The sequence below is a fragment of the Mucilaginibacter sp. 3215 genome (assembly GCF_050433785.1).
In the GTDB taxonomy this organism is placed as follows: Bacteria; Bacteroidota; Bacteroidia; order Sphingobacteriales; family Sphingobacteriaceae; genus Mucilaginibacter.
The window spans coordinates 55,817-75,910 of the sequence record NZ_JBNPWO010000017.1; the positions used below are offsets into that span (position 1 = coordinate 55,817).

Genomic DNA, 20,094 nt, shown 5'->3' on the forward strand with positions numbered 1-20,094 from the left:
TCTATTATTTATTGATGGATAAAAAATTAAACAAGATCACAGTTGTTGGCGGGGGGAGCTGGGCTACGGCTAATATCAAAATGCTTATCGACAACACCACCCCAAAAGAAATTTTTTGGTGGATGCGTAATGCCGAAGCTGTGGAACATTTGAAAAAGTTTGCGCGTAATCCGCATTACCTGAGTTCGGTGGAGATCAAACTTCCCGAACAAAATATATCTACCGATCTGAAACCGCTTATCGCAGCTGCTGACATTGTGTTGCTTAATGTACCGGCTGCTTTTTTGAAAGATGCGCTAAAAGATATAACTGCTGCCGATCTGAAAGGTAAAAAGATAGTATCGGCTATAAAAGGTATCGTGCCCGATGAAAATTTGATAATTGCCGAGTTTCTCCATCAAAAATACGATATATCGTTTGATGATTTTATGGTGATCAGCGGTCCGTGCCATGCCGAGGAAGTAGCGCTCGAAAAATTATCATATTTAACTATAGCTTCCGGAGATACAAGACTTGCCTCACGGTTTGCGGGAATGATCAATACCCGGTATATCAAAACAAACATTTCTGATGATATCTATGGTACAGAATACGGGGCCGTTTTAAAGAATGTATATGCCATTGCCAGTGGTATTTGCCACGGTGTGGGCTATGGAGATAATTTCCAGGCGGTGCTGATATCAAACGCCATTCGCGAATTGGAACGTTTTGTGGCCGCTGTACATCCTATCGACAGGGATATTAAAGAATCCGCTTACCTGGGCGATCTGCTGGTTACTGCTTATTCGCAATTTAGCCGTAACCGCACCTTTGGTAACATGATAGGCAAGGGATATACAGTAACATCGGCCCAACTGGAAATGAACATGATTGCCGAGGGGTACTATGCAGTAAATTGCCTACATGAAGTTAATAAGCAATACGGTGTAAGCATCCCTATTTGCGAGGCGGTTTACGCTATTTTATATCAAAAGCGCTCACCTGTGATAGAAATGAGAAATTTGGCCGAAAAATTGAGTTGATTTTATTAAAAAACTTAATTACCGTCAATATGAAAAATCTGTTTAAAATAGCCCTGTTTGCTGCCGGTACATTTATGGTTAGCCCGGGCTTTACTCAAACGCATAAGGATTCAACCCTCGGTGGTAAGATCAGCAAAACCACAAAAAAAATAGGCCATAAAACATCCGAAGTTGCGGCCAAAGGCGCAGCTACAGTAGCTGATAAGAAATATGCCGGCAAGGTTGGCCCTAATGGCGAAACCATTTACATTGATAAATATTCGCATTATTTTTATGTGAATAAAAAAGGTCACCGGGTTTATCTGAAAAAATCTGAACTGATAGATAAACCTGTCCAATAATTAAATTCAACAAAGGCGTAAGCCGTTCTGAAAAAATCCTGATCCGTCATGAAAAAGTTTGCTCCCATATTTGCTGCAGTTGCAGGCATGTTATTGATATACGCTTGTTCTCAGCCGCCGGCTGCCAATAAAAAGCTGGAAGGTAACTGGAAATCAAAAGATGGTGCTACCAAGCTTTCGATAACGGATAAAGATTTTATTATGGACGACGGGCAGGCCAGCAAAGAGGATTATTTTGTAAAAAATGATACCATTTACACCTCATACCAGGGGAGCAGGCCTTATACCAAGTTTTTTATTAAGGAACTTACCGACAGTAAGCTAACGCTTTGTTATCCTGATTCGGATATTGTTGAATTTAGCCGTTAATGTAAGCGGAAGGCAGAATGCCTAAAGCCGAAAGCTCATAAGTTTTATGGATGGGTTGAAGTTTGCTTATGACCAGAAAAGGCGGGCTTATATATAAAACAAAAGCCTTTGTTCCCGTATGCAGCGGTAAAAAGGCTTTGTTAACAAAACTAAACTAAAACTAATGCTTCTTACTAAAGGAAGCTCATGAAAACCACCCTTTGGGCCTCAAGTCTGGAGTCGTGAGTTCTAAGTCTTAAGTCGATAAAACGAATTCAAATAAGACTTAGAACTTTCGACTTTAAACTTGCGACTTCAATCGGTGGTTTTTTTATGATGGATAATTAAAATCTCCTTCTGCGCTCAGGGCGATCTTCACGGGGTTTGCCTGAAAAGTCGCGGAAACCACCGCCATTGCTGTGCTCGCGCCTTTCGTTGCCACGGTAACCACCGCCTTCACGACGCTCGCCGCCACGGTAACCACCTTCACGGCGATCTCCGCCACGGTATCCGCCTTCTCTGCGGTCGCCACCACGGTATCCGCCTTCACGGCGTTCGCCGCCGCCACGGTTATCGCTGGTGCCCTCGCCAGAGATCTCGATCCTTACGGGGCGACCTTTATATTCGGCTTCTTTAAAGCTGGCCATCACTTTATCAACATCTTCGTTTTGTACTTCAAAGAAAGAGTACACACCTTTAACATCGATTTTACCTACGGTACGGCCGCTTATTTTGGTAGTGTTACAGATGTAACCTAACAAATCGCCGCGGTTAAATTCATCAACCGAACCTAAGTTTATAAATAAACGGGTAAAGTTGCCACGTACACCATTGCCGCGTTCGCCGCGATCTTCGAACCTGTTACGGCCTTCTTCAACGCTGGCATTCAGGTCAGGAGCGTTTTTGTAATAATCAAGGAAACGGTTAAATTCAATTGAAGCAAATCGTTTGATGAAATCTTCCTTGGTGAAATCTTTAAACTCGTCATAAATGCGTGGCAGGTATTGCTCAATCTGCTCTTCGTTAACAGTTACGTTATGTACTTTGTGAACGATAGAGAATAATTGTTTTTCGCAAACATCAAAACCTGTAGGGATCTCAGCTTTCACGAATTTTTTACCAATAACACGCTCAATCTGGCGAATTTTGCCTAATTCTTTGGCGTTAACGATAGAGATTGATACACCGGTTTTACCTGCACGGGCTGTACGGCCGCTACGGTGAGTGTAGTTTTCAATCTCGTCGGGTAATGAATAGTTAATAACGTGAGTTACGTCGTTAACGTCGATACCGCGTGCGGCAACGTCAGTAGCAATTAATAATTGCAGGCTGCGCTCACGGTAGCGTTTCATCACTTTATCGCGTTGTTGCTGTGAAAGGTCACCGTGCAATGAATCGGCATTGTAGCCGTCTTTGATCAGCGATTCAGCAATTTCCTGGGTTTCAATTTTGGTACGGCAAAATACGATACCAAAAATATCAGGATTAAAGTCAACAATACGTTTAAACGCGGCATACTTGTCACGTGCACGTACTATATAGTACTCATGCTCGATGTTGGCATTGCCGGTGTTTTTTGCGCCCATGGTAAGCTCGAAAGGATCGGTCATGTATTTTTTCGCGATCCGCCTAACTTCGGCAGGCATGGTGGCCGAGAATAGCCAGGTTTTTTTCTCTTCGGGTGTGGTAGATAAGATACTATCAATGTCTTCCTGAAAGCCCATATTGAGCATTTCATCAGCCTCATCCAATACTACATACTTCACAGCCGAAAAATCAATAGCCTTACGGTTAATGATATCAAGCATACGCCCTGGTGTAGCAACTACGATCTGTACGCCGCGTTTGATCTGGCGTAGCTGATCCATAATGCTTGCTCCGCCATAAACAGCAACAACGTGTACGTTGCTCATTTTTTTGGAGTAGTTCTTAATGTCGTTCGCGATTTGTAAACAAAGTTCGCGTGTTGGGCATAAAACAAGTGCCTGTGGATGATTTTCTTCGAAATCAAGCAGTTCCAACAATGGTAGGCCAAAGGCAGCAGTTTTTCCGGTCCCGGTTTGGGCTAATCCGACAAAATCGTTGCTGCCTGTTAACAATACCGGGATTGACTGCTCCTGGATTGGTGTAGGATTCTCAAATCCTAACTCAGAGATGGCATTAACAATATCATGACGGATTCCCAGTTCAATAAATGGGTTGTTCATGAATTTAAATAACGAATCTGGCAACATCGCCAAATCGGGCGCAAAGATAGTGTTAATGTTTTATAATTCCAATAGGCGGGTTGAGATAAAATGAAGTTTGGTGGTATTATTGAGAATAAGCAACTAATTAACTGAAAAAAAACCAGTTAATTAATAATTTCATAACAAGGATTACCTTTTTCTCCGGTTTTTAAAGCCCGATTTTCAGATAACAAGGGGCTTTATTAAGCATGAAAATCATAATCTATTACCTGGTTTTTACAAAGGGATTGCAAACAATGAACTTAGGTTAGTCATAAGTTTTAAATATAGAAAAGGAAACCAGACTTATAACTGCCGACTTAGTACTGTGGACTTAGTACTGTCGACTTAACACTAACCCGGGTTTACCTCAACCTGTCGGCCGATTTTACCAGCTTCTCATCTTTTTTTATGCTTTTTTGCGCAAAGATGATCAGTATAATGCTTAGTGAAGTAAGGAACAGGCCAATGCCCATCGTGCGTGTATCAAGGGTAATGCTGCCTGCTGCACCTTTAACAGTTTGTGCCATCCAGAAACTGTAGCCAATAAGTACAAGTATAGCACTATAGCAGAAGGCTATTTGCTGTTTTCTGTTTTTATATAGAAAAATGATGACCAAAGGAATAAGGGCAACAATAGCGGTTATAGCGGTTAGTGCCACAAATGTTTGGGTATGTTGCTGTACGCCGTTCACATCCTGGTAAATGCCGGTAACCATAATGCTGGATGGTTTATCATTAATATAGACGTTGTGGGCAAGCGGAAAAAAGAAAAGGGCGAACAGCACAAGGCTGGCGAACAAAAGGTAAATGCTTTGGATGCGTTGCAGCATGATATTAAAAATTATAAAGGCAAATATAAATGTTTTGCTTATTGGAGAAGCACTAATTTAATAGCGATATCGCTTGCTTTGAATGATAATTATTTAATGTATATTTATTTGTATTTAAACAATTGTCAAATGCCCCGCATTAGTGAACAAAACCCCGAAGATGTTAAATTTGAGAACGTCCATTTAAAAAGGATTTTCCTTGAGCACCTGAACAGTATTTATTTTGGTAAAAAACACCTGATTGATTTTTTTGAAGAGATAAAAGAGCTTGCATCCTTAGCTTATTTGAAGGAGGCCGTACAGGAATGTCATGAAGCTACCCAAAAGCAGCTTACCCATCTCGATTCTATTTACAGCGCCATTAATGAAACGCCATCAAAAACGACGGTACTTGGCATAAAAGCCATGACGCTTGAAGCTTATATATCGGCAATTAAAACCGGGAAAACCGCCATGGAGCGTGATGTGTTCATTGTATTTTATGTGCAGATCATCGAAGGTATTGAAATAACCTATTTTGATGTTTTGCGTAACCTGGCAAAAACCATTGGCTATAGCAATACCTTTATCAATAAGCCTTTTAATCTGGCTGTTAAAAATAAACTGGCGTTTGAGGCTATCTATAAGGCCTATATAACCGAACCCGCATAATACTATGACCAAATTATGAACCCGGCATAGGCGGCAGATTGTTAACTTTGCCTCGTGAGCAACAACCAGCGTTATTTTATTGAACTGGCCTACAATGGCACTGCCTATCACGGCTGGCAAATACAGCAAAATGCCGTAAGTGTACAGGAATTGCTGAACAAGGCACTGAGCACAATTTTACGGCAGCCCATAGAAACAACCGGCTGCGGCCGCACAGATACAGGCGTGCACGCCAAAGAATTCTTCGCGCATTTTGATGTTGAGGGTAATAGTTCATCGTTCATAGATCATGGCAAAGTTGACGGCCATGAACCATCAACTATTAACCATGAACAGGTGGAGAGGGGCCTCAACGCCCTGCTTCCACCTGATATCGCTATAAAAAATATTATCCCGGTACATGCCGATGCACATGCCCGTTTTGATGCCACATCGCGCTCGTATCAGTATCATGTTCACTTTAATAAAGACCCTTTTTTGCAAGGGGCTTCCTGGCAATTGCGCGATGTGCCTGATATTAATTTGATGAACCAAGCCGCGGCCATTATGATGGAGTACATTGATTTTAGCTGTTTCAGTAAATCAAACACCCAGGTAAAAACCAATAACTGCAAAATCACCCGTGCCGAATGGGTGAAAACCGAAAACGGCATTGTTTTCCATATCACTGCCGACAGGTTTTTGCGCAACATGGTGCGGGCCATTGTAGGTACCTTGATGATGATTGGCCGGGAAGAAATGCAACCGGAAGGTATCCGTGAAATTATTGAAAGTAAAAACCGCTCCAATGCCGGCACCAGCGTACCGGCTTGCGGGTTGTATTTGACGGAAGTTAAATATCCTTACCAACTGGTCGCTCCATTAGCCCCCTAGCCCCCTGAAGGGGGAACAATGGTGGATAATGTGGATGAGATTTGACGATAGATAATTATACTTTAACTTTGATATAGTGGCTAAAGAAGAAAAAGATAATAAACAGGAAACTCCCTCCTCAGCAAATGAGGGAGCAACCAAGCAAGCAGCCCCCCCTTCCGGGGGCGTAACCGGAAAGGCCCTCGACTGGAAGCTACTCGGCCGGGTGATGCATTACGTTAAGCCGTATAATAAAACCTTTGTTATAGCTACTTTCCTCACCATTTTTATAGCAGCCAATGCTTTGCTGCAGCCAATCCTGATCCAACGTACATTGGATGTTAATATTTTGAACGATGATTATAATGGGTTGGTTTTTATGGTTGAGCTCATGATAGCACAGCTTCTCATTCAAACTATTGCGCAGTACTACCAAACTTATTTAACCAATGCGCTGGGCCAATATGTGATCCGTGATTTGAGGATCGATATTTTTAACCACATTACCAGTTTAAGATTAAAATACTTCGACCGTACGCCTATCGGTATGCTTATTACCCGTACGGTGTCTGACCTGGAAACTATTGCCGATATTTTTTCCGAAGGGTTGATCTCTATTATGGGTGATATGCTGTTGGTGGTTGCAGTGATAGGCTATATGCTTTGGCAGGACTGGAAACTGGCCCTGATCACGCTCATTCCGATGCCCTTCCTATTTGCTTCAACCTATGTGTTTAAGGAGGCTATCAAGTCATCATTCCAGGAGGTGCGTACGCAGGTGGCACGGCTCAATACTTTCCTGGCTGAGCACATTTCAGGGATCAGCGTGATCCAGATCTTCGCCCGTGAAGACCAGGAGATGCGCAAATTTAAAGCCGTGAACGAGAAGTACCGCGATGCCAATATCCGCTCCAACTGGTATTATTCGATATTCTTTCCTGTAGTAGAAATTCTGTTTGCCATATGCATGGGCCTGTTGGTTTGGTATGGTTGTAAACGAATGCTGTCAGATAGTCAAATGCTAACTATCTCTGCATCAGGTAAGGGTATTACTCCAGGATTAATCACCAGCTTTATAGTATTGCTGAATATGTTATTCAGGCCTATCCGCCAGCTGGCCGATAAGTTTAATACCCTGCAAATGGGCATGGTTGGTGCCGACAGGATTTTTAAAGTACTGGATACAGACGAGGTGGCCGAAAATAAAGGCACACTTACAACAGGCAGACTGCAGGGCGATATTAGCTTTGATAAAGTATGGTTTGCCTATAACGATGAAAACTGGGTGCTGAAAAACATCAGCTTCCATATCAAACCCGGCGAAACCCTGGCTTTGGTAGGGGCAACCGGCGCAGGTAAATCATCAACCATTAATATCCTGAACCGTTTTTATGAAATTGGCAAAGGCTGTGTAAGGGTTGATGGGCACGATATCCATGATTACGACGTAAACTACCTGCGCTCGCAGATAGCCACCGTGATACAGGATGTTTTTTTGTTCAGCGATACCATTGCCAATAATATCAGCCTCAATAATCCCACTATTACCCGTGAGCAGATCATAGCTGCAGCCAAAGATGTTGGTGCACATGATTTCATTGAACGTTTACCCGGCGGCTACGATTATAATGTGATGGAACGCGGCTCAACACTTTCGGCCGGGCAATCGCAGCTGATCTCGTTTATCAGGGCGCTGGTTTATAATCCCGCGATCCTGGTTTTGGACGAAGCTACGTCATCTGTTGATACGGAAACCGAGATCCTGATCCAGAATGCCATCAATAAATTAATGGAAGGCCGCACGGCTATAGTGATAGCCCACAGGCTTTCCACCATTCAAAACGCCGACAGGATCATTGTACTTGATCACGGCGAGATCATGGAAACGGGCAGTCACCAGGAATTGCTTAAAATTGAGAACGGCCACTACCGGAAATTGTACGACCTTCAGTTTAACTCAGCGGGAATTGCGAGATAGGTACATATTAAATCATGTCATTGCGAGCGCAGCGTGGCAATCCCATAGCCAATGCATGTTCGATATGCATAGCTACGAGATTGCTTCGTCGTTCCTCCTCGCAATGACAAATATTGTGTGACTCACTTCTTCGGTACACTCTTCACCGAATGAACCGGTTGTTCTTCTTTCTCATGCTTTTTGGCAATATCGCCTCCATGCGGATTATCGGCGTGATATTGTTTATCTTCTTTACGCACCTTGCTTTTATGCCCGTTGTCATTGGGGCTGTGGGTCGGGGTATCTGATGGCGAAGGTTTATCTTTTTCGTTTGCTGGCTTTGTCATGTATTGATAACAATAGCGGTAGCGCTTTGTTTAACTCCAGGTTTAGATCAGAATTGATGTTTAATTTGTCTGCACCGGGATTTGGGGGGATTTTCCTGATTTTTCGGATGTTTGTTTGATTGAAATTTGTCGAAATCTGTGTAATCCGAAAAATCCCCCCAAATCCTGGTTCTGTTGTTAATAAATGTTAAATCTGTTAAGCTAAAGCGTTATTAAACATATTTATAAGCAATAAACTTTTACCTTTAGGGAGGGTTTCTTATTTTCGCAGAAATATGATGTTAACTTGAGGGGGATAGTGATCTCAAATCTCACGTCTAATATCTAACATCTAACAAAAGTAAATGGAAGAATTTGAAGCAAGCGCATCCTCTAAAAAGACAAAAACCATCTACATTTCAACTGTATTTGGTATTGCCATGGTGCTGTTAATGGTAGGCCTGCTGGGTTTAATACTGGTGTACGCTAAAAATATTTCGAGCTATGTTAAAGAAAACATCGTACTTAATATTTTTGTTGATGATGCCGCCCACGAAAGCGATGTATTGCAACTTCAAAAACAGTTGGATGGCAACGTAATGGTAAAACAAACCCAATACGTAAGTAAAGAGCTTGCCGCCCGCAACCTGCAAAAAGATCTTGGCGAAGATTTTGTAAAGTTTTTAGGTTACAATCCGCTATCGCAGTCAGTTGATGTTTACCTGAAAGCGGAGTATGCCAATAACAAGGATATTGAAAAGTTTAAAGCCGAATTGCTTAAGAACCCATTAGTAAAGGAGGTTAAATATCAGCAATCGCTGGTTGACCAAATGAACCAGAATGTAACAACCATCAGTTTGATCATCCTTACCTTTGCCGGTATTTTTGTGGTGCTGTCGGTAGCGTTGATTAACAATACCATCAGGCTGGCCATTTATTCGCAGCGTTTCCTGATCAAATCGATGCAGCTGGTTGGGGCTACAAAAGGGTTTATCCGCAAGCCTTTTTTACTGTACGGGATCTGGCATGGTTTATTAGGCGGGTTAATTGCTATTATCCTGCTGATAGGTACTTTATATGTTGCTTATGACAACGTACCCGACCTGGTGTTTTTACAAAACTACACCGAGTTTGGCATCGTGTTTTTAGTTGTAGTTGGGCTGGGTATTTTTATATCAGGCTTCAGTACCTTTTTAGCAGTTAACAAGTTTTTACGTTTAAAAATATACGATCTGTACAGATAGAGGTTAAAGGCAAAAGGTTTAAGCTGAAAGGCTTAATCTGAACTTTCAACCACTAATTCATTAACTCAATAATTCAGTAATTAAAAGATAAATGGCACAAAAATTTAAACCAGCCGGCCCTGTAAAAACAACTGCTGCAACATCGCCGGCAGCTACCGGTGCTGCAAAAGCTACTGCGCCTGCACAACCGGTACAATTTATATTTGATAAAAGCAATTACCGTATGCTGATCATCAGCGTGGCGGTTGTTGCCTTCGGTTTTGTCCTGATGTCGGGCACAACTGACATTTACAGCACTACCAAAATAGTTATCGCCCCAATAGTAGTTTTGGGCGGTTTTGCTTTGGGTTTCTTCGCTATCCTTAAAAAGCCTTCGGCTAATTAATACAGTAACCATGCTGAATTTTACAGTAGATATGTTTTAGTGAAAGATATCTACTGTAATAACGTATATCTCTACCTCAACCCCTTAAAACCCCAATGAATTTAATCCATGTTATTATCCTTGCAATTATTGAAGGGATAACTGAATTTTTGCCCGTATCATCAACCGGGCACATGATCATTGCTTCATCAGTAATGGGCATAGCAGCCGATCCTTTTGTTAAGCTTTTTACTATTGCCATACAACTGGGTGCCATCTTATCGGTAGTGTTTTTGTACTGGAGAAGGTTCCTGCAATCGGTTAATTTTTATTTAAAACTGTTTATCGCTTTTATACCTGCAGCGGTATTTGGCGTATTGTTTAGCAAAAAGATTGACGCTTTATTGGAGAGCGCGCTTACGGTTGGTATTACCCTGTTTGTTGGCGGCATTATTTTATTGTTTGTTGATAAATGGTTCAACAAGCCAGTGATTAAAGAAGAAAAGGATATCAGCAATTTAACGGCACTTAAAATAGGCTTTTTTCAGTGTTTAGCTATGATCCCGGGAACATCACGTTCGGCCGCTACCATTATTGGTGGTATGGCACAGAAACTGAGCCGTACTGCAGCTGCCGAGTTTTCATTCTTTTTGGCGGTGCCCACTATGTTTGCCGCGACTGCAAAAAAACTATATGACTTCCATAAAGAAGGACATGTATTTACCGGCGAAGAAATTAAACTGCTGGCCATAGGTAATATCATTGCTTTTATTGTTGCCATGCTGGCTATTAAAACATTCATTACTTTTCTTGAGCGCCGTGGCTTCCAGATTTTCGGCTGGTACCGTATCGTGGTTGGAGCTGTTATTATAGGATTAATTTTGAGCGGGCACCAATTACAAACGATTTAAGCCTTTAAGTATATCACATTAATTTTGCCGCGCCGGATCAGTCTCATACCAAAGGAGATTGATCCGGCGCAGTAATTTATAGCTTGTCAGGCAATAGGGGCGAAAATCGTACCTTTGCGAAAAATCGGATAAATTGATCCGACATAAATAAAAGATTTGAAGAACACGTACACTAAAATAGAGGAATTTGCTGAGGGTCAGCTACTGCTGGTTAATAAACCATACCAATGGACAAGCTTTGATGTGGTTGGCAAGCTCCGCAATTCATTTAAGCCGCTTAAGCTTAAGGTTGGCCATGCAGGCACGCTTGATCCGTTGGCTACAGGCCTGTTGATCATTTGCACCGGTAAAATGACCAAGCAGATTGATACTTTCCAGGCCGAAGAAAAGGAATATACCGGGACCATGGTATTGGGCGCAACTACGCCCTCATATGATATGGAAACGGAACCAGACAAAAGTTTCGACATCAGCCAACTCACTGAAGAAATGCTGCGTAACAACTGCGGGCAGTTCATTGGCGATATCCAGCAATATCCGCCGGCGCACTCGGCCATAAAAGTTGATGGCGAACGTTTATATGAAAAGGCACGCCGGGGCGAGGATGTGGAACTGAAGCTGCGTAACGTCACTATAACCGGTTTTGAACTAACCCGTATTGAGCTGCCTGAAGTTGATTTCAGGGTGGTGTGCAGTAAGGGTACTTACATCCGTTCGCTGGTAAATGATTTTGGCGCTGCTTTAGGTAATGGGGCTTATCTTTCAAAACTAAGGCGTACACGCAGCGGTAACTTCAGAATTGAGGATGCCTGGGAAGTGATGGAACTGGTAAATACTGTAAGGGAATTAAAAGTATCAGATGTACATACAGCGCGGTAAAGGAAATTTACAAAGCTCAAACACTCCGGTTGTTAATCCCACCAACTAAAAATTAACTTTGTGTTTTACTCATAAATGAGGGTTTACAATAATATCGACGAATTTACAGCGGTAAACAATGCAGTAGTCACCATCGGTACATTTGATGGGGTACACTTAGGGCACCGTAAAATCATATCAGGCATTAAGGATCTGGCCGAAAGCACAGGAGGCGAAACGGTGATCCTTACTTTTTTTCCGCACCCGCGCATGATCCTGCACCCGGAAGATGAAAGCCTGAAACTGATAACCACCATTGCCGAAAAGGCCGAACTAATGGAACGCATCGGGGTTGACCATCTCATTATAACCCCTTTTTCAAGAGATTTCTCCAATCAATCTGCCGAGAGCTATATCCGCGATGTGCTGGTTAACAAAATTGGCACAAAAAAAATAGTAATAGGCTATGACCATCGCTTCGGTAAAGACAGACAGGGCGGCTTTGAAGACCTGCAGCGCCTTAGCGCTGTGTATGGTTTTGATGTGGTAGAAATTCCCGAACAGGACATCAACGAGGTGGCTATCAGCTCAACCCGCATCCGTAATGCCCTGTTAAGCGGCGATATTCATTTGGCTAATGCCTTTTTAGGCTATCCTTTCTTTATTACGGGAAAGGTTGTCCGCGGCGATCAGATCGGCCGTCAGCTTGGTTATCCAACAGCCAATATCGTGGTTGAAGAAAAATATAAGCTTATTCCATGCGATGGTATTTTTGCGGTAACAGTGATTGTAGCCGAACGCAAATACAAAGGAATGGCTTACATTGGCAGTCGCCCAACGGTCAATGGCCTTAGCCGCAATATCGAAGTAAACATCTTTGACTTTAACGAGAAGATCTATAATCAAACTATCCGTATGGAGTTTCACCACTACATCCGGGGCGATGTTAAGTTTTCATCGCTTGATGAATTAAAAGTGCAGTTGGCTCAGGATAAGGTAGATGTGCTGAATCTTGATTTTTAAGGGAACCTTGATGTGCTTGATTTAAGGATTATCTTGAAATTAATATCGATTATCAGCCGTATCAGGCAATCCTTAAATCAAGCAAATCATGGTTCTGTTTTAGTGTTTAAAGAACGATAAGTAAATCTGTTTCACAACATGATACATCGCGAAAGCAAAAAATAATATAGCTATGCTGGTATTGATAAGCCTGGTGCTTAACGCAAATCGTTGCTGTATATACCTGGCAAACTTGGCGTAGATAAACAAGCATAAAAAAGCACCTGCTGCCGAACCCATACTAAAAATAACAAGAGCTACACGGCCATCAAGGATCCATTCATGCGTGATGAGGTATGTGCCTGTAACCATCCAGAAGGGCACCTGCATGGGGTTTAGAAAGCCTAATAAAATACCGTATTTAATACTGGCGTGTTCAGAGTAATTGGCTTTAGGTGGGGCATTGCGATGAATCCAGGTGATATAACCCATTACACCAAACAAAACCACCATGATCCAGTCGATGATGGTGCCCAGTTTCAATTGTCCCGAAAGCCAGCGGGCAGCATGCATAATAAAATAGGTAAAGAAAAATTCAACTGCCGAAAAAGCTGTAATAAAACGTACAGCCTCTTTTATGCCACGGTTTATAGTGATCTGTACTAAAGTTAGGTTTATATTGCCGGGTGGTATATAGCCTATGAAATTAGCTATAAGCCCGATGAAAAAAGTCAAAAATATCATTGCAGCAAAGATAGGTTGTTAATTGGAGTTGGCAAATTATTGTCTGAACCACGATTTATAGGATTTGAGTATTGTCCGATGTCGGCATTAGAATCCAATAATCTGACAAATCCGTTTAATCCCGGTTCAGAATCTTCCTTACATTTGCAAACTTTAACTTGTTAACATGCCAACAAAAAAAATAGTTTCGTTACTACCGGCCGCTACCGAAATAATTTGTGCTTTAGGATTAGAGAAAAACCTGGTGGGGCGTTCGCACGAATGCGATTTTCCGGCATCTGTTAAAGAATTACCCATATGTGCTGAAGCTAATTTTCCGGATGGTTTGAGCAGCGCCGATATTGATATAAAAGTGAAAGAGATCCTGGCCGATGCGCTCTCGGTTTATACCGTAAAACGGGAACAAATTAAAGCACTTTCACCTGATGTAGTGATGACACAAGCCCAGTGCGAGGTTTGCGCCGTATCGTTAAAAGATGTTGAAGAAGCGCTTGAAAACTACCTGGATAAACAGGCACAAATTATATCCCTGCAGCCTAACAGTCTCGATGATATTTTTGAGGACATTGTTACCGTTGCCAATGCACTGAACGTGCCCGCGGCTGGTGCCGAACTGCTTGAAAGCCTGCAGGAACGGGTTGACATTATCAAGCATAAACTGAAATTTATAGACAGCAAACCCACCGTTGCCTGTATTGAATGGCTAGAGCCAGTAATGATATCCGGCAACTGGGTACCAGGCCTGGTAAACATAGCCGGCGGAACGCCCGTTTTGGCACAGGACGGCAAGCACTCACCTTATATTGAGTGGGATGAGATCCTGCAGCAGGACCCGGAAATTATTGTGGTGATGCCTTGCGGCTTCAGTATTGAACGCACCATGCGGGAGATCAACCTCCTTTTGGACCGCCCGGGTTTTGCATCACTCAAAGCCGTAAAAAACGACAGGTTTTATATTGCCGATGGCAACCAATATTTCAATCGTCCCGGCCCAAGGATTGTCGACTCAATAGAGATCCTGGCCGAGATCATCCGCCCCAAGCAGTTCATATTTGGTTATGAAGGTGAAGGATGGATTAAGTTTTCGTTGTAAAATACTGCCGCAGGTTTAGCGATAGCGTAACCTGTGGCGAACCATTACTGAAGCTTCCAGCTTAAGTAAAATAAGTGAAGCTAGAAGCTTCAATCATGCCAGTCACGGGTACACTACCGCTAAACCCACGACAGATAAATGCTTGTTTAAGACTTAGTACTTTAGACTAAAGACTTCTTTAAAATACTTATTAAAATAATTTAAAAAGCAATATATTTACTTGTCTGCTATCTCCCAGGCACAGGATCAATTATGAACAAAATTTTTACGCTGATGGTTATCGCCGCGGTTTTTGTATGCAGCGGTTTTAAAATTAATGATGATAAAAAACCGAACGTAACCGACCTGCACCTCACCTGGCAGGTAATGGATAATAACTATCAAAATAAAAATCAAGCCCTCACCGCACTGGTGATTACCAATAAAAGTCATGAGGTTTTGCCTGCCGGAGGATGGAAGATCTATTTCAATTCGGGGCGTGGTTTTACCAAAGCAGCCGTCAGCGATAACGCCCTAATTGAACAGGTTAACGGAGATTTATACAGCATAACCCCAACATCCGGCTTCAAAGACCTGAAACCCGGCGAAACCTCCCGCATTGAATTTGTGTGCGACGATCCTGTGGTAAACATTACCGATGCACCTGAAGGGCCATACCTTGTTTGGGATAATGCCCCTGAAAAAGGCTATTCTTTCGGCTCATATGATATTACGCCGTACAAACCAACTTACCAGGGCTTAATAACCCCCGAAATTGTTTATGACAGGAATAAAACGGTCACCGATATTTCGGCAGATCAGCTGGTAAAGGTTTTCCCTACACCGGTAAGTTATAGCTCGGGCAGCGGCAGTTTTTCGTTCGCTGCGGGCGTTCAGGTTTCATCGGCCGATGCGCGGTTCAGCAAAGAAACATCTGTTTTAAGTAATTATGTTGCTGGCCTCTTCGAAAAAAAGGGCGCCGGGAAATCTTCAGGTAAAATTATTTCATTTGAATATAAAGCCGGCTTAGGCGATGAAGCTTACGAGCTAAGTGTGAAACCAGCTGCTGTGGTTATCCGCGCATCGACCAGTACTGGCATCTATTATGGCATCCAATCGTTCAAAAGTTTGATCCCTGCAAGTGCTTTGGCTAAAACGCCATCATCGGTACAAATCCCATGTGTAGAAGTTGCTGATGCCCCTCGTTTTGCATACCGTGCCGTAATGCTGGATGTAGCCCGTAACTTTCAGTCAAAACAGCAGGTATTGAAACTGCTGGAGGCGATGAGCTTGTACAAGCTTAATGTGTTGCACCTGCATTTAACGGATGATGAGGGATGGAGAATAGAAATTCCGTCGCTACCCGAGCTTACTGCCGTCGCTTCCAAACGAGGCCATACACTGGATAGTAAACACCATCTGCCTCCATCGCACGGTTCCGGCCCGGAGGTTAACAATCCTTTTGGCACCGGCTATTATACGAAAGCAGATTATATCGAGATCCTGAAATATGCCAACGACCGCCATATTACCGTAGTACCTGAAATTGAAACACCAGGGCACGCCCGTGGAGCTATTAAAGCGATGGATGCCCGTTATGACCGACTAATGGCCGAAGGAAAAAAGGCCGAAGCTGAAAAATATTTGCTATATGATCTTAATGATAAATCTGAGTATCGCTCGGTACAGTATTGGAATGATAACGTGATTGATGTATCGCTCCCTTCAACCTATAACTTTGTTGAGACTGTTGTAAATGACATCATCAATACTTATAAAGAAGCCGAAGCACCACTGCCCACCATCCACTTCGGTGGCGATGAGGTTCCTGCGAATGTATGGGAAAAATCACCGGCTTATGCGGCGCTCAGGGTTACACATCCCGAAATACAAAGCACCAATGATCTTTGGTATTATTTCTACGGAAGGATTAATGAAATCCTGAAAGCGCAAGGTATCCGCCTGTCGGGTTGGGAAGAAATGGCGCTTCGTAAAACTACGCTCGACGGTCAGCCGGCTTACATACCTAATCCGGATTTTACGAAAGAACACTTACAGGTTGATGTTTGGAACAACGTATTAGGCGGAGGGCAGGAAGATTTGGCTTACCGTTTGGCTAATGGTGGTTACAAGGTTGTGCTAACCTGCGTTACCAACCTGTATTTTGATATGGCCAACTACAAATCATTTGATGAGCCGGGTTATTACTGGGGCGCGTTTTTAGGGATAGATAAATTCTTTTCGTTTATTCCATACGACTATTTTAAAAATGCTGATGTTGATAAGCAAGGCAACCCGATAAACAGGAATATCTTCATCGGCAAGCAACGCCTCACGGATTATGGCAAAAGCAATATCGTGGGCTTGCAGGGCGCGCTGTGGGCCGAAACAGTGAAAGGCCCTGAACGGATGGATTACATGATTTTCCCTCGACTGCTTGGCCTGGCCGAACGCGCCTGGGCGCAAGACCCGGCATGGGCTACCGAAAAAGACCCTGTAAAAAGTAAAGAGGCATACCAGGTATCCTGGTCAAATTTCCTGAATGTGTTAGGCAAACGTGAACTGCCGCGTCTAACTTATTACAATGGTGGTTATGGGTACCGGGTGCCTAAGCCAGGGATCAGCCTGCAGGATGGTAAATATTTTAGTAACGTAGAGTTTCCAGGCTTGACTATCCGGTATACAACCAATGGTAAAGATCCTGACGCTGGTAGTAAGGTTTACACTGGCCCGGTTAATTACAACGGTGGCGTTATCAAATTCCGCGCTTTTGATCCAAAAGGCAGGGGTGGTAATGTGGCTGAGGGAGGAAGTAATAATCTAAATCCGTAGTTTCAGTTGGCAGTTTTGGGTTTGCAGTTTGCAAGTCAGAAAAAGATCGCCGCCGCTCGGCTCCAGCCGAGTGGCAACTATCCCCCGGCCTCCGGCCGCCGTAAACAAGCAAGGCGTACACAGGCCAGAGGCCTGGAAATAATCGACACTCGGCAGGAGCCGAGCGTCTGCACTGCTTGCTGTGTGCATTACCACGATCTATGAACCATCAACTACCCGCCATCTAATACATAAAATTCATCCCAACCGAATAATTCCTCAGCGGAGCTGCATTATAATATCGGTTACCTACAGCATTCAAATCATTACCAAGGCTATATTTCTGATTCAGTAAATTATCCGCGGCAACAAATATTTCAAAACGGATTTTACGGCCAATGGTTGGCTGATAGCTAACGCGGGACTGCAACAGGTTATATTTTGGCGCATATACGGTGCTTGCATCGTTCAGCGGAATTTTTGAAGTAAAGGTATGCTGAACAAATAATGCAATACTTTCAGGGAACCTGATCTGCAGGCTGCTCACAAATACGTTTTTAGGTACGCCCGTTAGCCTGTTACCCGAATAATTGGCATTGGTAACCATATAATCCCTGAACCTGAAATGGCTATAGGTGAAAGATTCATTGAACTGTAATCCACGGATAAAACCATATTTACCGGGGCGGATGATCCAATAGTACAACGAGGCCTCGGTACCAAGCTGGTTGGTGCCACCGGCGTTGATATAATGTTCGGTTTCATTAGCATTTAGGCGGCGTACTATGGCATTGTTTAAGCGATAGTAGTAAACAGATGCATCCAGCATAAAAGTTTCATCGCTGTTGCGCAGGCGGAAACCAGTTTCGTAGTTCCATCCATATTGGGCTTGCAGGCTCGTATTCACAATGTTATCTGTTGGCCGTACCTCGGCAGTTGTAGGGCTTGAGTAACCCCGGCTTACACTCGCACGCCATGTTAAGGGATTGATGATCTGGTATGACAAAGCAAGCCTCGGCATTAGTTGCGCGCTAAAGTTGCGGTTAGTGAAATTGTTTTGATTAAGCGGGTACAGGTTTTTGAAATCGTAGCCATAATCATTTAAGCTTACCGCGGCCTCAATATGCAGGCGTTTGTACACATCGGCGGCATAACGCACGAACACAAAATGCTGATTAGTATGGATATCGTCAATAGTTTGGGTGGTATCCTTTACGCCTTTTTTATTGCCATAATTAGCAATATGCGAGTTGGTTTGCTGCCATTCAAAACCGAGGTCAACTTTCCAGTTTAAATTGGGTTTCTTATCGCCGGTTAGTTCAAAATAGGTGCGGAAGCCATAGGTATTTTCACTGCGTTGTTCGTAGTTGGTGATAAACGGATTGGCAAAATCAACGTGATTGCCAAACACAGCCAGCACGTTGCGGATGTGGTCGTTAAAATGATATTCGTTGGTTAAGCCGCCTAAATACATTTTGGTAGTAATACCTATGCGTTGCTGAATAGCCCCCGGCAAAGTTGCTGTAGGCTGGCGGGCTAATCGCGGATTGGCGGTATACTGGGCCAGGTTTAACCCTCCCGGTGTTTGATAGGCCAGGTCGGAATAAATGCCCAATGCTTTTAAGGTGTTTTTGCCGCTGTAGTTCCAGCTATCGGCCAGTTGCAGGTAGTTGCGATGGGTATCGCTGTTTTGCCTGTAGCCATGATAGGTTTGAAAACTTTGGTTAATGTTGAGCAGGTAATTGGTAGTTTTTAATTGTACTGCTGCTTTTTCATGAAACAACCCGTACGAACCACCGTTTACCCCCGCCGAAATATAAGTGCTGTCGTTATAACGGTTAAGCGGACTAAGAATCACGACACCGCCCGAGTTAGCCCCAAATAGGCTGCCATCCGGCCCCTTTAATATTTCAACCTTTTGGATGGCTGCTATATCAATAGCATTTAAATAACTGTTACCCCCGGCGTCGGTAAGCGGGATATCATCAAAATAGATCTTTACGTCCCTCACGCCAAAAGGCGAACGTAATAAACTGCCCCTGATGGATAAACGATAGCTGCCCGGCGAACGCTCCTCGGTACGTACCCCCGGAACCGTATTTAGCGCGTTAACAAATGAGTTATCGGGCTGGATCCTGAGCTGGGCTGCGTTAAGCACACTTACCGACGCCGGTACGCTTATCACAGGCTGGTCGCTCAGGTAACCTTTGATGATCACCGGTTTAAGTTCGGTGGTGTCTCTCTTAGGTTTGATCTTATTTTGTGCGTGGGTTGCAGTAAAAGCAGCAAGTATAAGAGTTATAAGAGTAAAGCGTTTTAGCATAGATTGACAATCAGGGATGACCCTCAAAAATAGTTTTTATACTTGTAAAAGGATATCGCCTGCTTGTAAATATCTTGATGTTGCTAACTTTTTCTTTCCAAACATCTGATCAGCACGCTGCAACTATATTACGCATGTATTTCAGATTTGTCAGAATAGAGCGGAACAATACTGAAAAGGCCCTTTCCCTCAAAATTTATTAATCCC

Annotated in this window: 18 protein-coding genes; 13 read left to right on the forward strand and 5 right to left on the reverse strand. The window is 43.2% G+C overall.

Annotated features, from left to right (window positions below; all coding sequences use genetic code 11):
• Positions 1-14 precede the first annotated feature (14 nt).
• From ABIC84_RS22065 to ABIC84_RS22075, 3 genes are read left to right on the forward strand one after another with little or no spacing between them, the layout of a single operon-like run.
• Positions 15-1,022 carry an NAD(P)H-dependent glycerol-3-phosphate dehydrogenase gene (locus ABIC84_RS22065; RefSeq protein ID WP_426583894.1) on the forward strand — a complete coding sequence of 336 codons (1,008 nt, stop codon included), beginning with the start codon at positions 15-17 and terminating at the stop codon, positions 1,020-1,022.
• 29 nt (positions 1,023-1,051) lie between these two features.
• On the forward strand, positions 1,052-1,363 hold the full coding sequence (locus ABIC84_RS22070; protein ID WP_429264959.1) for a hypothetical protein: 312 nt from the start codon (positions 1,052-1,054) through the stop codon (positions 1,361-1,363).
• 48 nt (positions 1,364-1,411) lie between these two features.
• Positions 1,412-1,732: a hypothetical protein gene (locus ABIC84_RS22075; protein ID WP_090530718.1), complete on the forward strand. Its 321-nt coding sequence runs from the start codon at positions 1,412-1,414 to the stop codon at positions 1,730-1,732.
• Between the two features lie 323 nt (positions 1,733-2,055).
• Here ABIC84_RS22075 and ABIC84_RS22080 read toward each other — a convergent pair whose 3' ends face one another.
• Positions 2,056-3,918, reverse strand: a complete 1,863-nt coding sequence (locus ABIC84_RS22080) for a DEAD/DEAH box helicase (RefSeq protein ID WP_429264960.1) — start codon at positions 3,916-3,918, stop codon at positions 2,056-2,058.
• A 386-nt stretch (positions 3,919-4,304) separates the two neighbouring features.
• Positions 4,305-4,772 carry a DUF4293 domain-containing protein gene (locus tag ABIC84_RS22085; RefSeq protein ID WP_091167471.1) on the reverse strand — a complete coding sequence of 156 codons (468 nt, stop codon included), beginning with the start codon at positions 4,770-4,772 and terminating at the stop codon, positions 4,305-4,307.
• Positions 4,773-4,901: 129 nt separating this feature from the next.
• Here ABIC84_RS22085 and ABIC84_RS22090 point away from each other — a divergent pair, with 129 nt between their 5' ends.
• The 3 genes from ABIC84_RS22090 (at position 4,902) to ABIC84_RS22100 (ending at position 8,253) form a co-directional block, all read left to right on the forward strand.
• Positions 4,902-5,423, forward strand: coding sequence for a DUF892 family protein (locus ABIC84_RS22090; protein WP_426583887.1), 522 nt, complete (start codon positions 4,902-4,904; stop codon positions 5,421-5,423).
• Between the two features lie 54 nt (positions 5,424-5,477).
• On the forward strand, positions 5,478-6,296 hold the full coding sequence (gene truA, locus ABIC84_RS22095) for a tRNA pseudouridine(38-40) synthase TruA (protein ID WP_429264961.1): 819 nt from the start codon (positions 5,478-5,480) through the stop codon (positions 6,294-6,296).
• A 208-nt stretch (positions 6,297-6,504) separates the two neighbouring features.
• Positions 6,505-8,253, forward strand: coding sequence for an ABC transporter ATP-binding protein (locus ABIC84_RS22100; RefSeq protein WP_429264996.1), 1,749 nt, complete (start codon positions 6,505-6,507; stop codon positions 8,251-8,253).
• Positions 8,254-8,375: 122 nt separating this feature from the next.
• Here the strand turns inward: ABIC84_RS22100 and ABIC84_RS22105 are convergent, their stop codons facing one another.
• Complete coding sequence (locus ABIC84_RS22105; protein WP_426583883.1) at positions 8,376-8,579, reverse strand: hypothetical protein; 204 nt, start codon at positions 8,577-8,579, stop codon at positions 8,376-8,378.
• Between the two features lie 344 nt (positions 8,580-8,923).
• On the opposite strand from ABIC84_RS22105, the gene ABIC84_RS22110 reads away from it, so the two are divergent.
• From ABIC84_RS22110 to ABIC84_RS22130, 5 genes are all read left to right on the forward strand, one after another.
• The gene (locus tag ABIC84_RS22110; protein WP_090530733.1) at positions 8,924-9,802 is read left to right on the forward strand and encodes a cell division protein FtsX; all 879 of its coding nucleotides are present in this window, start codon (positions 8,924-8,926) and stop codon (positions 9,800-9,802) included.
• Positions 9,803-9,893: 91 nt separating this feature from the next.
• On the forward strand, positions 9,894-10,187 hold the full coding sequence (locus ABIC84_RS22115) for a DUF3098 domain-containing protein (RefSeq protein WP_176625453.1): 294 nt from the start codon (positions 9,894-9,896) through the stop codon (positions 10,185-10,187).
• A 95-nt stretch (positions 10,188-10,282) separates the two neighbouring features.
• Positions 10,283-11,077, forward strand: a complete 795-nt coding sequence (locus ABIC84_RS22120; protein ID WP_429264962.1) for an undecaprenyl-diphosphate phosphatase — start codon at positions 10,283-10,285, stop codon at positions 11,075-11,077.
• Between the two features lie 147 nt (positions 11,078-11,224).
• Entirely contained in the window at positions 11,225-11,956 is a 732-nt protein-coding gene (gene truB / locus ABIC84_RS22125; protein WP_429264997.1) for a tRNA pseudouridine(55) synthase TruB, read from the forward strand.
• A gap of 75 nt (positions 11,957-12,031) precedes the next feature.
• Positions 12,032-12,958, forward strand: a complete 927-nt coding sequence (locus tag ABIC84_RS22130) for a bifunctional riboflavin kinase/FAD synthetase (RefSeq protein ID WP_429264963.1) — start codon at positions 12,032-12,034, stop codon at positions 12,956-12,958.
• Between the two features lie 99 nt (positions 12,959-13,057).
• Here the strand turns inward: ABIC84_RS22130 and ABIC84_RS22135 are convergent, their stop codons facing one another.
• On the reverse strand, positions 13,058-13,681 hold the full coding sequence (locus tag ABIC84_RS22135) for a LysE family transporter (protein WP_426583875.1): 624 nt from the start codon (positions 13,679-13,681) through the stop codon (positions 13,058-13,060).
• Between the two features lie 166 nt (positions 13,682-13,847).
• Here ABIC84_RS22135 and ABIC84_RS22140 point away from each other — a divergent pair, with 166 nt between their 5' ends.
• Both ABIC84_RS22140 and ABIC84_RS22145 read left to right on the forward strand, forming a co-directional pair.
• Positions 13,848-14,774 carry a cobalamin-binding protein gene (locus ABIC84_RS22140; protein ID WP_429264964.1) on the forward strand — a complete coding sequence of 309 codons (927 nt, stop codon included), beginning with the start codon at positions 13,848-13,850 and terminating at the stop codon, positions 14,772-14,774.
• A gap of 252 nt (positions 14,775-15,026) precedes the next feature.
• Positions 15,027-17,585, forward strand: coding sequence for a family 20 glycosylhydrolase (locus ABIC84_RS22145; protein ID WP_429264965.1), 2,559 nt, complete (start codon positions 15,027-15,029; stop codon positions 17,583-17,585).
• A gap of 223 nt (positions 17,586-17,808) precedes the next feature.
• Here ABIC84_RS22145 and ABIC84_RS22150 read toward each other — a convergent pair whose 3' ends face one another.
• On the reverse strand, positions 17,809-19,887 hold the full coding sequence (locus ABIC84_RS22150) for a TonB-dependent receptor (RefSeq protein ID WP_429264966.1): 2,079 nt from the start codon (positions 19,885-19,887) through the stop codon (positions 17,809-17,811).
• Positions 19,888-20,094 lie beyond the last annotated feature (207 nt).

Excerpts from the sequence above, each read along its gene's own strand:
- ABIC84_RS22065 (WP_426583894.1), top strand. The coding sequence starts at position 15 with ATGGATAAAAAATTAAACAAGATCACAGTTGTTGGCGGGGGGAGCTGG.
- ABIC84_RS22115 (WP_176625453.1), top strand. The coding sequence starts at position 9,894 with ATGGCACAAAAATTTAAACCAGCCGGCCCTGTAAAAACAACTGCTGCA.
- ABIC84_RS22140 (WP_429264964.1), top strand. The coding sequence starts at position 13,848 with ATGCCAACAAAAAAAATAGTTTCGTTACTACCGGCCGCTACCGAAATA.
- ABIC84_RS22120 (WP_429264962.1), top strand. The coding sequence starts at position 10,283 with ATGAATTTAATCCATGTTATTATCCTTGCAATTATTGAAGGGATAACT.
- ABIC84_RS22135 (WP_426583875.1), bottom strand. The coding sequence starts at position 13,681 with ATGATATTTTTGACTTTTTTCATCGGGCTTATAGCTAATTTCATAGGC.
- ABIC84_RS22150 (WP_429264966.1), bottom strand. The coding sequence starts at position 19,887 with ATGCTAAAACGCTTTACTCTTATAACTCTTATACTTGCTGCTTTTACT.
- ABIC84_RS22110 (WP_090530733.1), top strand. The coding sequence starts at position 8,924 with ATGGAAGAATTTGAAGCAAGCGCATCCTCTAAAAAGACAAAAACCATC.
- ABIC84_RS22090 (WP_426583887.1), top strand. The coding sequence starts at position 4,902 with ATGCCCCGCATTAGTGAACAAAACCCCGAAGATGTTAAATTTGAGAAC.
- ABIC84_RS22075 (WP_090530718.1), top strand. The coding sequence starts at position 1,412 with ATGAAAAAGTTTGCTCCCATATTTGCTGCAGTTGCAGGCATGTTATTG.
- ABIC84_RS22130 (WP_429264963.1), top strand. The coding sequence starts at position 12,032 with ATGAGGGTTTACAATAATATCGACGAATTTACAGCGGTAAACAATGCA.
- ABIC84_RS22100 (WP_429264996.1), top strand. The coding sequence starts at position 6,505 with ATGCATTACGTTAAGCCGTATAATAAAACCTTTGTTATAGCTACTTTC.
- ABIC84_RS22145 (WP_429264965.1), top strand. The coding sequence starts at position 15,027 with ATGAACAAAATTTTTACGCTGATGGTTATCGCCGCGGTTTTTGTATGC.
- ABIC84_RS22070 (WP_429264959.1), top strand. The coding sequence starts at position 1,052 with ATGAAAAATCTGTTTAAAATAGCCCTGTTTGCTGCCGGTACATTTATG.
- ABIC84_RS22105 (WP_426583883.1), bottom strand. The coding sequence starts at position 8,579 with ATGACAAAGCCAGCAAACGAAAAAGATAAACCTTCGCCATCAGATACC.
- ABIC84_RS22085 (WP_091167471.1), bottom strand. The coding sequence starts at position 4,772 with ATGCTGCAACGCATCCAAAGCATTTACCTTTTGTTCGCCAGCCTTGTG.
- ABIC84_RS22080 (WP_429264960.1), bottom strand. The coding sequence starts at position 3,918 with ATGAACAACCCATTTATTGAACTGGGAATCCGTCATGATATTGTTAAT.